This window comes from Pusillimonas sp. SM2304, from assembly GCF_031628915.1.
Lineage (GTDB): Bacteria > Pseudomonadota > Gammaproteobacteria > Burkholderiales > Burkholderiaceae_B > Pusillimonas_C.
The window spans coordinates 402,847-416,284 of sequence record NZ_JAVLUJ010000002.1; the positions used below are offsets into that span (position 1 = coordinate 402,847).

A 13,438-nucleotide genomic window follows, 5' to 3' on the forward strand; every position below is an offset into this window, starting at 1 on the left:
TGTATGAGTGAAATCAAACGCGTCAATGTCGAAAAACGCTTGTCCGACATGGCGATCTACAACGGGGTGGCGTATTTGGCCGGGCAGGTGCCCGACGATAGTACGCTGGACATTCAAGGCCAGACGGCCCAGGTATTGGCCACGATCGACGCATTGCTGGAAACCGCCGGTACCGACAAGTCGCGGATCCTGATGGCGCAGATCTTCATTACCAACATGAAGGAATTCGATGGCATGAACAAGGCCTGGGACGCCTGGGTAGCCGACGGCAACGCGCCGCCGCGGGCCACGGTGGAATCGCGTCTGGCCAATCCCGATTTCAAGGTCGAGATTGTGGTCACGGCGGCGCTGCGCTAGCCAGGAAGCGCCGCATGGCGGCTTAAAGCAGCAGGGCGGCCAGCGTGCCGCCCATTGTTTTGCTGGCTTCGATGTCTTGCTCGCGCAGGGTTTTGGGCGCCAGGATGGCGTCAGGGGTTTGCGCATTGGTGTTGGCAATGTAGGCGGGCGCGATGGATGCCAGGCGCCAGCCGGTGCAGATGCGTTCCGCTTGCCGGACGGCCGCGCTGCCATCGGAGCCCGCGCTGATCAACAGGCCATAAGGCCGGCCGTTCAACTGGTCCAGCACGCCGTAATAACAGCGGTCGAAGAATTCTTTCATGGCCCCGCTGAGCGCCGCCAGGTTTTCAGGCGCGCAAAACAGAAAGCCGTCGGCCTGGAGCAGGTCGGGCGTATCGGCCTCGTGGGCCGCTTTCATGATAATCGCCATCTGGCCGCCGGCCTGCAGCTCGGCCACGACCGCCTGGGCGCCTTCGGCCGCCGCCTGGGCCATTTGCCTGGCTGCCCCGGTGCGTGAATGCCAGACAACAAGCAAGATTTTTTTACCTGTCGAGTCCATAGTCCTTGATGCACGGCTGCTGTCAGACACGTTAGTATAGAGCCGCATGCATAACGCCTTTAATTTTGTAGTTGTAGATGATTGCTGACCATGGCCACGACTGACCTTACACAAACCGATACGCCGCCTTTCGATGCGGGCTGGTTTGCCAGTGCCAGCGCCGGCCTGGACGAAGCCGGCGCCAGCCTGCTGCAGCGGGCGGTGGCGTGGGTGCGCGAACCGTTGGCGGGCCTGAATGCAAGCACCGGCGAGCCCCTGGCCGAACACAGCGCGTCTGTGGTGCGCATCCTGGCCGAGCTGGGCACCGATGCCGAAACCCGGGCCAGCGCCTTGATTACGGTACTGCCGGCCGATAAGCCCGATGGCCCCGCGGGTACGCGCCAGGATCCCTTGCGCAAGGCTTTCGGGTCCGAGGTCGTGTCCCTGGTGCAGGGCACGCGCGCCTTGTTGCGCTTGGGCCAGCTGACCGGGCAGGCCGCCGACAGCGCGGCGTCGGGCACCGACCAGAAGGAAATGCAGCGCAAGATGTTGCTGGCCATGGCGGCCGACCTGCGTATTGTGCTGATGCGCCTGGCTTCGCGCCTGCAGTCGCTGCGCTGGTACGCGTGGGCCAAAGTGCCTTGCCCGGTCGATTTTGCCCGCGAAACCATGGAGCTTTACACGCCTTTGGCCAATCGCCTGGGTATTTGGCAGGTCAAGTGGGAAATGGAGGATCTTGCATTCCGTTTCCTGGAACCGGACACATACAAGGCCATTGCCCGGCAGCTGGAAGAAAAGCGGGTCGAGCGCGAAGCCTTTATCCGGGCCGCGGTGGAACGTCTGGAACACGAACTTGCCGGAGCCGGCGTTCCAGCCCAGGTGACGGGCCGCCCCAAGCATATCTACAGCATCTGGAACAAGATGCGCAACAAAGGCGTGGAGTTCAGCCAGTTGTTCGATTTGCGGGCATTGCGGGTGATTGTGGATGATGAGCGCGCCTGTTATGCCGTGCTGGCGCTGGCCCATTCGTTGTGGACGCCGGTTTCCGACGAGTTCGACGACTATATTTCCCGTCCCAAGCCCAATGGCTACCGTTCGCTGCATACCGTGGTGTCGGATGCGCAGGGGCGTACCTTTGAAATCCAGATCCGCACGCACGAGATGCATCAGTTCGCCGAGTACGGCATGGCGGCTCACTGGCGCTATAAAGAAGCCGGCCCCCGCGGCGGCCAGGTGGCGGCCGCGGGCCGGTATGACCAGAAGATCGCCTGGATGCGGCAATTGCTGGCTTGGGATAAAGACGGCGCGGGGCAGGACCAGGCCGATGACCGGGATCGCGGGGGCGGCGGCGACAGGGCGGCGCCCGAGCCGAGTGAACGTATTTATGTCATGACACCGCAGGCGCGCGTCATCGAGCTGCCCGCCGGGGCCACGCCGGTCGATTTCGCCTATTACCTGCATACCGATCTGGGGCACCGTTGCCGGGGCGCCCGGGTGGACGGGCACATGGTGCCCCTGCTGACCCGGCTCGCCACGGGCCAGACGGTGGAGATCATTGCCGCGAAATCGGGCGGACCCTCGCGCGACTGGCTCAATCCCCAACTGGGCTTCCTGGCCAGCCCGCGTTCGCGCGCCAAAGTCAGGGCATGGTTCAATGCGATCGAATTGCAGCAGCGGATCGCCCAGGGGCAGACCCTGGTCGAGAAAGAACTGCAGCGTTTGGGCAAGACGGCCATCAATATGGAACAACTGGCGCAGCAGCTGGACTTTGCCAAGGCCGACGACCTGTATGTGGCCGTGGCCAAGGAAGAGTTCAGCCTGCGGCAGATCGATTATCTGCTGGGCGCGGGCAAAGGCCGCCAGGCCGAGCCCGCGCATCCGGACGACGTGGCGGCGGAAACCCTGAGCCGCACCTATGCCAGCCGGGTGGACAGCGTCGACAAGACAGGCAAGAGCGGGGTGCTGGTGGTGGGGGTCGATTCCCTGCTGACGCAGTTGGCGCGCTGCTGCCGGCCGGCGCCGCCCGACCCTATCGTGGGCTTTGTCACGCGAGGGCGGGGGGTTTCCATACACCGCCATGATTGCGCGTCGTACGCTGCGCTGGCGGCGCGCCACCCCGAGCGGCTGATCGAAGTGGACTGGGGTGATACGGGCGAAGCCTTGTACCCGGTCGACATCAGCATACACGCGCAGGAAAGGGTCAATCTATTGCGCGATCTGTCGGAAGTGTTCGCCAAGCTGCGGCTGAATGTGATCAGCATCAATACGCATAGCCGGCGCTCGCTGGCCCACATGGTCTTTACGATAGAGGTCAAGAGCGGCGAGCAGATCAGCCGTGCGCTGGCCGGGCTGAATGAGTTGCCGGGCGTGAGCGCCAGCCGCCATTGATTCCGTTTTCGGCCCCGGCCCGCGCTTTGCCCGCCCGGCCGCGTCACGCTGTTAAAATGGCGGATAGCTGCCGCTCGGCCTGGTCAAGGCGACGGCAATCTTCTAGCGTAACCAGAGAGTAATGCTTTGAAATCCTACACTTTGCCTGATCAAGAAGGGCATTTTGGCCAGTACGGCGGTTCCTTTATTGCCGAAACGCTGGTTCATGCACTGGACGAATTGCGGGCCGCGTACGATACCTACCGCGATGACCCGGATTTCCTCAAGGAATTTGCCTACGAGCTCAAGCACTTCGTTGGGCGTCCCAGCCCGGTCTACCACGCCAGGCGGTGGTCGGACAGATTGGGTGGCGCGCAAATCTGGTTCAAGCGCGAAGACCTCAACCATACCGGCGCGCACAAGATCAACAACTGTATCGGCCAGATCCTGCTGGCGCGCCGCATGGGCAAGCCGCGCATCATCGCCGAAACCGGCGCTGGGCAGCATGGTGTGGCCACGGCTACCGTGGCGGCCCGCTACGGGCTGGAATGCGTGGTCTACATGGGCAGCGAAGACGTGCGGCGCCAGGCGTCGAACGTGTACCGCATGAAGCTGCTGGGCGCCACGGTGGTGCCGGTGGACTCCGGCTCCCGCACGCTCAAGGATGCCCTGAACGAAGCCATGCGCGACTGGGTCACCAACGTCGAGAACACCTTCTACATTATCGGCACGGTGGCCGGACCCCACCCCTATCCCATGATGGTGCGCGATTTTCAAGCCGTCATCGGCAACGAGTGCCTGGAGCAGATGCCGGCCGATGCCGGCCGGCAACCCGATTACGTCGTGGCCTCGGTAGGGGGCGGCTCCAACGCCATGGGGATTTTCCATCCTTATATCAACCATGACGCGGTGAAGCTGGTGGGCGTCGAGGCGGCCGGCGAAGGCCTGGAAACGGGCCGGCATGCGGCGTCGCTCAATGCCGGCAGCGTAGGCGTGCTGCACGGCAACCGGACCTATGTCATGCAGGATGAAAACGGCCAGGTCCAGGAAACGCATTCCATTTCGGCAGGGCTGGACTACCCCGGTGTGGGGCCCGAGCATGCCTGGCTGAAAGACGATGGCCGGGCCGAGTACGTGACGATCAACGACCAGGAAGCGCTGGCGGCTTTTCATGATTGCTGCCGTACCGAGGGCATCATGCCCGCGCTGGAGTCCTCGCACGCCATCGCCTATGCGCTTAAACTGGCGCCCACCCTGCCCAAGGACAAGATCATTCTGGTGAATCTGTCGGGCCGGGGCGATAAAGACATGCACACGGTGGCCGATTTCAGCGGCATCAGCCTGTAATAACCGGGATGACTCATTAAAATGACAGTTTCGAACGAACGGCTCAAGGCCGCGTTTGCCAGAACTTCGGGGCGCACTGCGCTGATTCCATACGTGACCGCGGGCGATCCTTCGGTGGCGGCAACGCCTCAATTGATGCACGCGCTGGTCAAGGCCGGCGCCGATGTGCTCGAGCTTGGCGTTCCTTTTTCAGACCCGATGGCCGACGGCCCCGTCATACAGCGCGCCGCCGAGCGCGCCATCAAGCGCGGCACGGGGTTGCGGCAGGTGCTGGACATGGTGGCCGAGTTCCGCCAGACGGACGATGTGACGCCGGTTGTGCTCATGGGCTATGCCAATCCGATCGAGCGCATGGGGCAGGACGCGTTTGTGCAATTTGCCGCGCAGGCCGGCGTCGATGGCGTGCTGGTCGTCGATTATCCGCCCGAGGAAATCGCGGATTTTGCCGCTCAACTGGGTGCCGCGCGCATTGACCCTATTTTTCTGTTGGCGCCTACGTCCACCGACGAGCGCATACAAAAGGTTGCGCAAGTAGCGCGCGGTTATGTTTATTATGTGTCGCTCAAAGGGGTGACCGGGGCGGGCCATATCGATACCGCCGATGTGGCGGCCCGGCTCGAGGCCATCCGCCGCCATGTGTCCGTGCCGGTGGGCGTGGGTTTTGGCATTCGCGATGCGGAAAGCGCCAAAAGCCTGGCCGCTTGCGCCGATGCGATCGTGATCGGCAGCAAGCTGATTGAAACCATGGAGGCGGCTGTCGCAGCGGCAAGCGAAGCCGGCCTGGACGACAAGGGGGCCGATGCGGCCGCCATAGACGCAGCGGCAAGCTGGCTGGGCGGTATCCGGCAGGCCCTGCCGGACAACCGGGCATAGCAAGAATTATTGATTGAAAACAGGCAGGCAACGGGTCGGCGCCTGCGGTAAAAGAACAAAAGCCTGGTCGGGAACCGGGCATTCACCGGGAATAAACCATGAGTTGGATCGAAAAAATTCTGCCCCCGCGCATCAATCGCAGCAACGATGGGGGGCGGCGTGTTCCAGAGGGCGTCTGGGTCAAGTGCCCGTCCTGCGAATCCGTGCTGTACAAGGAAGACCTGAAGGCCACGCTGAACGTCTGCCCGAAATGCAGCCACCATATGCGGATCGGGGCGCGGGCGCGCATTGAAGCCTTGCTGGACCTCGAGGGCCGGGTGGAAATCGGCCAGAACACGCGCCCCATGGATCCGCTCAAGTTCAAGGACAGCCGCAAGTACCCCGAGCGCGTGTCCGAGGCGGTCAAGCAAACCGGCGAAAGCGAAGCCATGGTCGTCATGAGCGGCGCCATTCACGCCGTGCCGGTCGTCCTGGCATGCTTTGAGTTCGAGTTCATGGGCGGATCCATGGGCTCGGTGGTGGGCGAGCGTTTCGCGCGGGGTGCGCAGGAAGCCATCAAGAACCGGACGCCCTTTATCTGCGTCGCCGCTTCGGGCGGGGCGCGCATGCAGGAAAGCCTGCTGTCCTTGATGCAAATGGCGAAAACCAACGCCATGCTGACTCAGCTGTCGGCGGCGGGCCTGCCTTTCATCAGCATCCTGACCGATCCCACCATGGGCGGGGTTTCTGCCAGCTTTGCTTTCATGGGCGATGTGGTCATGGCCGAGCCGCGCGCATTGATCGGTTTCGCCGGCCCACGGGTCATCGAGCAGACCGTGCGTGAAAAATTGCCTGAAGGCTTCCAGCGCTCCGAATTCCTGCTTGAAAAAGGCGCGATCGACATGGTGGTGGACCGCCGCGAGATGCGAAGCGAACTGGCCCATGTGCTGGCCTTGCTGATGCGTCAGCCCGTGGACGTGGTCGCCAAGTCCTGACGCGGTTCCGGGCCGTGGCCCGGCGGGCGCAAGGCCTGTGGGCTTGAATCGCCGCGGCATGTACTGAGCATATAAAAAAACCTTGCCGGACTATTCCGGCAAGGTTTTTTTTACTGTTTTTTGCTTCGGTCCATGGCTTGACAGGCCATGGACCGGGCGGGGGCTGCTACGCGCTTACTGCGTTTCCACCTGCTGCAAAGGCTCTGCCGCGACGGTGGCCGCGGGCTTGCGGGCACGGCCCAGCCGCACCGGCTGCGCAGGCGCCACGGGCGCCGCAGCGGATGTGGTCTCGATCAGCTGCATGCCTGCCGCCTGCAGTACTTGATCCAGCGATGCTGCCGCGGCCTTGGGCTGGCTGGGGCTGCCGGCTGGCGTCGCGTTGGCCTGAGCCGTTGCAGCCTGGTCGATATCGGCGGGCGCAATCGCCGCGGGCGTTTCGTCATCAGCGCTTGGCGCCGCTTCAGGGGCCGCCGTAACGGCGCTGGCGGTGTCGACGGTTTCCACCGTTTCCACGGCCTGGCTTGCCGCTGCGTCGGCTTCTGCGGCCACTTCCTCGATCAGGGCGGGCTCTTGGGGAGCGGGCTCGGCATCGGCGGCGTGCGCCTTGGGGGCCTCAGCGTGCGCAAGGGCGGAACCCTGGCTGTCGGCCTCTGCCGGGCTGACCGGTTCAGCGGCCGGGCTGAGGTCGGCCTGGGCAGGCGCCTGTTCTGCGCCGGACTGTGTGGTTTCGACCGGCATGAGCTGGGCTTCGGCGTCGGCTTGGCGGGATCCGGCAAGCTGGCCTTGCTCGGTGGCGATGGCGGGCAGGACGCCTGGATTGAAGGCAGGCGTTTCATGCGAGACGAAAGCCTGATCGTCTTCGCTGCCCTCGCTGCCGCTGTCTTGCGTGGCGCTGCTGTCCGAGGCGGCTTCGTTGTTGCGGCGGCCACGGCGGCTGCGGCGACGGCGGCGCTTGCGCTCGGGGTCGGCCTGATCGTGATCCTGCGCGGCTTCGGTGTTCTGGTCCAGATCGGCTTGAGTCGCCTCTATGGCCTCTTCAGCGGCAAGGGCGGCGTCGGCAGCGATGGCGGCCGGCACGATCACCTTGTCGGCTTCCACGGCGTCGCTTTGGGTTTCATCGCGGCGATTGCGTCCCCGGCCCCGGCGATTGCGGCCGCTACGGCCGCCCTGACCGGATTCGGCGCCTTCGGCGCTTTGCGGACGCGCCTCGGGCGAGGCAGAGCGGGGAGTGTGGGCAGCCTGTTCGCCATCCTGCGCACTGTGCTGACGCCGTCCACGCGGCGCCTGGGCCTCGTCAGCCTTGCCTTCCACCGCGTCATGGCGGCGCTCGCCGCGGCGATGGCGGTTGTTGCGGTCGCCCTGGCCCCGCTCGCGGCGTTCGCCGTGGCGGTGGCCCTTATTGCGTCCGGACTGCGGTTTGCCGGCTTCGGCCTTGGGCGCTGTTTCGGCGACCGGCGCGGCAGCGCCGGTCAGCCAGTTGATCAGGCGTTTGAACAGGCCAACGCTTTCCGCGGCTGCCGCGGCAGCCGGCGCCGCCGAGATCGGGGCGGGCTGCGAAGGGGTGATGCCCTTGACCAGGGCTTCGGGGCGGCTCTTGGCTTCCTGGGCCTTGTTGGGCTCCCAGGTGAGTTGCTCTTCAGGCTGGCTGACCAGCTCGATGCTGGTTTTGCTTTCTTCCAGGCGGGGATCGTCGTGGCGCAGGCGCTCGATATGGTGATGCGGCGTTTCCAGATTCTTGTTGGGAATCAGGATAAGGTTGACCTTCAGGCGCGACTCGATCTTGGTGATGTCGGCCCGCTTTTCGTTCAGCAGGAAGGTGGCGACGTCGACGGGCACCTGCGCGTGCAGCGAAGCAGTGCCTTCCTTCATGGCTTCTTCCTGGAGCAGGCGCAGCACATGCAAGGCGCTGGATTCGGCATCGCGGACCACGCCGGTGCCGTTGCAGCGGGGGCAGGTCACGTGCGAGCCTTCGTTCAGGGCGGGACGCAGGCGCTGGCGCGACAGTTCCATCAGGCCGAAGCGCGAGATCTTGCCCATCTGGACGCGGGCACGGTCAAAGTGCAGGGCATCGCGCAGGCGTTGTTCGACAGCGCGCTGGTTCTTGCCTTCTTCCATGTCGATGAAGTCGATCACGATCAGGCCGCCCAGGTCGCGCAGGCGCAACTGGCGCGCCACTTCGTCGGCGGCTTCCAGATTGGTGCGCATGGCGGTTTCTTCGATGTCGGAGCCCCGGGTCGACCGCGCCGAGTTCACATCGATGGCCACCAGTGCTTCGGTGTGGTCGATGACCACCGAGCCGCCGGATGGCAGCTGAACCGTGCGCGAATAGGCGGTTTCGATCTGGTGTTCGATCTGGAATCGCGAGAACAGCGGGATATCGTCGCGATACATCTTGACGCGCTGGACAGTGTCGGGCATGACCACGCTCATGAAGGCGGTGGCCTGCTCGTAAATGTCGTCGGTGTCGATCAGGATTTCGCCGATTTCCGGAGAGTAATAATCACGGATGGCACGGATGACCAGGCTTGATTCCAGATAAATCAGAATGGGCGCGGGATTGTCGCGGGCAGCGCCGTCAATGGCGCCCCACAACTGCAGAAGATAGGAAAGGTCCCATTGCAGCTCTTCCACGCTGCGGCCGATGCCGGCGGTGCGGGCGATGATGCTCATGCCGGCCGGAATGTCCAGCTGGTCCATGGCTTCGCGCAGTTCCTGGCGGTCTTCGCCTTCGACCCGGCGCGAAACGCCGCCGCCGCGCGGGTTGTTGGGCATGAGCACCAGATAGCGCCCCGCCAGTGAAATAAAGGTGGTCAGGGCCGCGCCCTTGTTGCCGCGCTCTTCCTTTTCGACCTGGATGATCAGTTCCTGGCCTTCCGACAGGGCATCCTGGATACGGGCGCTGCGCACATCCACGCCTTCCTTGAAGTAGGTGCGCGCCACTTCCTTGAAGGGCAGAAAGCCGTGGCGGTCTTCGCCGTAGCTGACGAAGCAGGCTTCGAGGCCGGGTTCTATCCGGGTAATGACACCTTTGTAGATATTGCCCTTGCGCTGTTCGCGCCCGGCGGTTTCGATGTCGAGGTCAATAAGCTTTTGACCGTCGACGATGGCAACGCGTAGTTCTTCTTGATGCGTTGCATTGAACAGCATTCGTTTCATGAGTGTGTTTCTCCGTAGTCATGGCGCACCGTTTATCGGCGCACGACCGCGGGTCACTCGGTGTGTGGCGCTAAATCTGCATGGGGGGCAAGGCTGACGGCGTCAGGCCGGGCCCACCTTGTGTCGGGTAGGCACGGCGGACCTGTAGGTACGCAGTTCAGTCAGCAGGAAGGTCAGTTTCACTATAGTGGTTGACAAAAAATTGCTGGGAACGGCAGACGCGTAGGTAAGTTCGCGGCTGGTGCATTAAACGAAGACATATTTTGCAAGAGATTCAGCGTCGCACGCGGTTGGCAGTCGATATGCGAAGAGCGGGCTATGCGCCACACCACACTTCACGCGTCGGGCCTGCCCCGGCGACCTAGTGACCCAGAAGCTGAAACCCAGGCGGTACAATATGACCTTTATTCGTCCAACGGAGACGCACCCTTGCATCTCTACGTTCGGCGGTTTTTCAGCTTCTATAGGCTGATGCGATTATATGCCGCTTTTCCCTATGCGCAAAACAGTTATTGCCAAAGATGACATCCCCAGCGTCCGTTTCGTTGAAATCGGCGACGAACAAGCGGGGCAACGGATCGATAATTTCCTGTTGCGCTTGTGCAAGGGGGTGCCCAAAAGTCATCTGTACAAGGCCATCCGCAGCGGCGAGGTACGGGTCAACAAGGGCCGCATCTCTGCCGAATACCGGCTTGAGCGGGGCGATACGGTGCGGGTGCCGCCCATACGGCTGCCGCGCCCCGACGAGGCACGCAGCGTGCCGCCCGCCGTGTTTCCCATCGTGTTCGAAGACGAAGCCATGATTGTTGTAAATAAGCCAGCCGGCCTGGCCGTGCATGGCGGCAGCGGCGTGTCCTTCGGCGTGATCGAGCAATTGCGCGCGGCCCACCCCGAAGCGCCTTTCTTGGAATTGGCGCATCGGCTCGATCGCGAAACCTCGGGCCTGCTGATCATTGCCAAGAAGCGCAAGGCGCTGCTGGGCTTGCACGACATGATGCGCGAAGGGGGCGGGCGCAAGCACTATCACGCCCTGGTGGTGGGCGACTGGGTCAACGACCGGCAGCATATGCGCCAGCCTTTGCTCAAGTGGCTGACCGCGTCGGGCGAGCGGCGCGTCAAGGTGGATGCGCAAGGCAAAGCCGCCCACACCATCATTACGCTGCAAAAGCGGTACGGCCGGTATAGTTTGCTGGATGCCGAACTGCGCACCGGGCGTACGCACCAGATCCGGGTGCACCTGGCATCCAGCGGCTACCCCATTGTCGGCGACGACAAATACGGGCCGGACGAGGTCCGGGCGCATTTTGCCCGCCTGGGTTTTAATCGCATGTTCCTGCATGCGCACCGGCTGGAAATACCGCATCCGCTGACCCAGGCGCCCTTGGTGCTGACGGCCGAACTGCCGCCCGCTTGTGTGAATATCCTTGATTATCTGGAGCAACATCCGTGAAACGTTACGACGCGGTGATTTTTGACTGGGATGGCACGGTCATGGATTCCACGCATTCCATTGTCGCCGCCATTCAGGGCGCGTGCGCCGATCTGGCTTTGCCGGTGCCGCCCCATCACGAGGCAAGCTGGGTCATCGGCCTTTCGCTGGAAAGTGCGCTGTATCGTTGCGTACCGACCCTGACGGAAGACAGGATGCCGGATTTCCTGGATCGTTACCGTTTTCATTTTCTTAGCCGAGACCCCCATATCAAGCTGTTCGACGGGATTGCCGGCCTGCTGGCCGAACTCAGGGCCCGCCAGGTGGCGCTGGGCGTGGCCACCGGAAAAAGCCGCGTGGGGCTGGACAGGGTGCTGGGCGCCATGCAACTGCAAGATCATTTTCATGCCACGCGCTGCGCGGATGAGTCGTTCAGCAAGCCGCATCCGGCCATGTTGCTGGAGCTCATGGAGGAGCTGGGGCTGGAGCCGGAAGGGGTGCTGATGGTGGGCGACACCTCGCACGATATCCAGATGGCCACCGCTGCGGGGGTGGACAGCATGGCCGTGACTTACGGAGCGCACGATACGCCCACCCTGGCGGCTGCCTCGCCCACGGTCATGGTCTCCAGCGTCAGCGAAATGCAGGGCTGGCTGATGGCGCGGGTGTAGGCGGGAAGGCCGCCTGAACCCAGCTATGGCGGTGTTATAAAGCATCCCCGCGGCATCGTCGGCGGCCCAGGTTCGTCCGGGAACTTTTGCCGCTTGCCGCCGTCCTATCCGGATACCTTCACGGAGCGGCATATTATGTCCAGGCTCAAGCTGCCAACCATTGCACCGTCCGACATCACACCCGAAGCCGTCTGGCAGTCGCGCCGAAGGTGGCTGCGGCAGGCGGGCCTGGGTGCGCTGGCGGCCGGTGCGGGCGGTTTGGGCGCCGCCGCCTCGTCCTGGGCGGACGAGGCCCCGAAGACGCTTGCCGCCACCCCGAATCCCGATTATTGGCTCAGCAACAAGCCCACGTCCGAAAAAGACATCACTTCGTACAATAATTTTTACGAATTCGGCACGGGGAAGGCCGACCCCTTCGAGTACGCCCACCAGATGCAGACGCGGCCCTGGACGGTCAGCGTCGAGGGCGAGGTCGCCCGGCCGCGTATCTTCGATATTGACGAGCTGCTGAAACTGGCGCCCATGGAAGAGCGCATCTACCGCCTGCGGTGCGTCGAGGCCTGGTCCATGGTCATTCCCTGGAGCGGCTACTCGCTGTCGGCCTTGCTCAAGGCCGTCGAGCCCACCAGCAAGGCCAGGTTCGTGGAATTCACCACCGTGATGCAGCCGGACAACATGCCGGGGCTCAGAAGCCGCATCATCGACTGGCCTTATGTCGAAGGCCTGCGCATGGACGAAGCCATGCACCCGCTGACCATGCTGGTGTTTGGCGTTTATGGCAAGCCGTTGCCGGGGCAGAACGGCGCCCCATTGCGTGTTGCCATTCCGTGGAAATATGGTTTCAAGTCAGGCAAGTCCATTGTCAAAATCCGCCTGCTCGAAGACATGCCCATGACGAGCTGGGCGCAGATCGCCCCGAATGAGTACGGCTTCTATGCCAACGTCAATCCCGGCGTTGCGCATCCGCGCTGGAGCCAGGCCACGGAAAGGCGGATCGGCGACGGTTTCTTCGCGCCGCGTGTCGATACCCTGATGTACAACGGCTACGGCGAGCAGGTTGCCGCCCTGTATGCGGGCATGGATCTGCGGAAAAACTATTGAGCATGCCAGCCGAGACCCTCAGCGCGGCCGGCCGGCGGAACTGGACGGCCCAGGAAGTGGGGCGAATCAAGCCACTGGTTTTTGCCTTGGCCTTGTACCCGCTGGCCCGATGGCTATGGCTGGGCCTGAACGGCGGCCTGACGGCCAATCCACCTGAGTTCCTGATTCGTTCCTCGGGGATCTGGGCCCTGGTGGCCCTGGTGCTGACGCTGGCCGTAACCCCTTTGCGGCGCTTGATCAAGCAGCCGGCGCTGGTGCGCCTGCGGCGTATGCTGGGCCTGTTCGCGTTTTTCTATACCTGCCTGCATGTGCTGGGCTGGGCTTTCTGGGAGCGCGGCTGGTCCCTGGCTTCCATGTGGGACGATGTCGTGCAGCGTACGTTCATTCTGGTGGGGGTGGCCGCTTTTGTGCCCATGGCGGCCCTGGCGGCGACCTCGACCCGGGGCTGGATACACCGGATGGGGCGCAACTGGCAGCATTTGCATCGCAGCGTGTATCTGGTGGCGGCGCTGTCGGTCTGGCATTTCTGGCTTGTGCGGGCGGGCAAGAACGATTTTTCCGAGCCTTACCTGTATGGCGCCGTGCTGGCCGCGCTGCTGCTGTGCCGCTTGATCTATTTCTACTGGCGCCGCCCGGCTTGATCCGT

Annotated in this window: 11 protein-coding genes; 9 read left to right on the forward strand and 2 right to left on the reverse strand. The window is 63.4% G+C overall.

The window, feature by feature from the left end; translation table 11 throughout:
- Positions 1-3 precede the first annotated feature (3 nt).
- Positions 4-357 carry a RidA family protein gene (locus RE432_RS10855; protein ID WP_310933426.1) on the forward strand — a complete coding sequence of 118 codons (354 nt, stop codon included), beginning with the start codon at positions 4-6 and terminating at the stop codon, positions 355-357.
- 22 nt (positions 358-379) lie between these two features.
- Here RE432_RS10855 and RE432_RS10860 read toward each other — a convergent pair whose 3' ends face one another.
- Positions 380-895: an NAD(P)H-dependent oxidoreductase gene (locus tag RE432_RS10860; protein ID WP_310933427.1), complete on the reverse strand. Its 516-nt coding sequence runs from the start codon at positions 893-895 to the stop codon at positions 380-382.
- Positions 896-985: 90 nt separating this feature from the next.
- Here RE432_RS10860 and RE432_RS10865 point away from each other — a divergent pair, with 90 nt between their 5' ends.
- From RE432_RS10865 to accD, 4 genes are all read left to right on the forward strand, one after another.
- The gene (locus RE432_RS10865; protein WP_310933428.1) at positions 986-3,262 is read left to right on the forward strand and encodes a bifunctional (p)ppGpp synthetase/guanosine-3',5'-bis(diphosphate) 3'-pyrophosphohydrolase; all 2,277 of its coding nucleotides are present in this window, start codon (positions 986-988) and stop codon (positions 3,260-3,262) included.
- Between the two features lie 126 nt (positions 3,263-3,388).
- Positions 3,389-4,588 carry a tryptophan synthase subunit beta gene (gene trpB, locus RE432_RS10870; RefSeq protein ID WP_310933429.1) on the forward strand — a complete coding sequence of 400 codons (1,200 nt, stop codon included), beginning with the start codon at positions 3,389-3,391 and terminating at the stop codon, positions 4,586-4,588.
- 21 nt (positions 4,589-4,609) lie between these two features.
- Positions 4,610-5,461, forward strand: coding sequence for a tryptophan synthase subunit alpha (trpA, locus tag RE432_RS10875; RefSeq protein ID WP_310933430.1), 852 nt, complete (start codon positions 4,610-4,612; stop codon positions 5,459-5,461).
- A 98-nt stretch (positions 5,462-5,559) separates the two neighbouring features.
- Positions 5,560-6,435: an acetyl-CoA carboxylase, carboxyltransferase subunit beta gene (accD, locus tag RE432_RS10880; protein WP_310933431.1), complete on the forward strand. Its 876-nt coding sequence runs from the start codon at positions 5,560-5,562 to the stop codon at positions 6,433-6,435.
- A gap of 174 nt (positions 6,436-6,609) precedes the next feature.
- Here the strand turns inward: accD and RE432_RS10885 are convergent, their stop codons facing one another.
- On the reverse strand, positions 6,610-9,591 hold the full coding sequence (locus tag RE432_RS10885; protein WP_310933432.1) for an Rne/Rng family ribonuclease: 2,982 nt from the start codon (positions 9,589-9,591) through the stop codon (positions 6,610-6,612).
- Between the two features lie 496 nt (positions 9,592-10,087).
- Between RE432_RS10885 and RE432_RS10890 the strand changes: the two genes are divergently transcribed.
- From RE432_RS10890 to RE432_RS10905, 4 genes are all read left to right on the forward strand, one after another.
- Positions 10,088-11,041, forward strand: coding sequence for an RluA family pseudouridine synthase (locus RE432_RS10890; protein ID WP_310933433.1), 954 nt, complete (start codon positions 10,088-10,090; stop codon positions 11,039-11,041).
- Positions 11,038-11,691 carry an HAD-IA family hydrolase gene (locus RE432_RS10895; protein WP_310933434.1) on the forward strand — a complete coding sequence of 218 codons (654 nt, stop codon included), beginning with the start codon at positions 11,038-11,040 and terminating at the stop codon, positions 11,689-11,691. The genes RE432_RS10890 and RE432_RS10895 overlap by 4 nt, the downstream gene beginning before the upstream one ends.
- A 135-nt stretch (positions 11,692-11,826) precedes the next feature.
- Positions 11,827-12,792: a protein-methionine-sulfoxide reductase catalytic subunit MsrP gene (gene msrP, locus RE432_RS10900; protein WP_310933435.1), complete on the forward strand. Its 966-nt coding sequence runs from the start codon at positions 11,827-11,829 to the stop codon at positions 12,790-12,792.
- 2 nt (positions 12,793-12,794) lie between these two features.
- On the forward strand, positions 12,795-13,433 hold the full coding sequence (locus RE432_RS10905; protein WP_310933436.1) for a protein-methionine-sulfoxide reductase heme-binding subunit MsrQ: 639 nt from the start codon (positions 12,795-12,797) through the stop codon (positions 13,431-13,433).
- Positions 13,434-13,438: the final 5 nt, after the last annotated feature.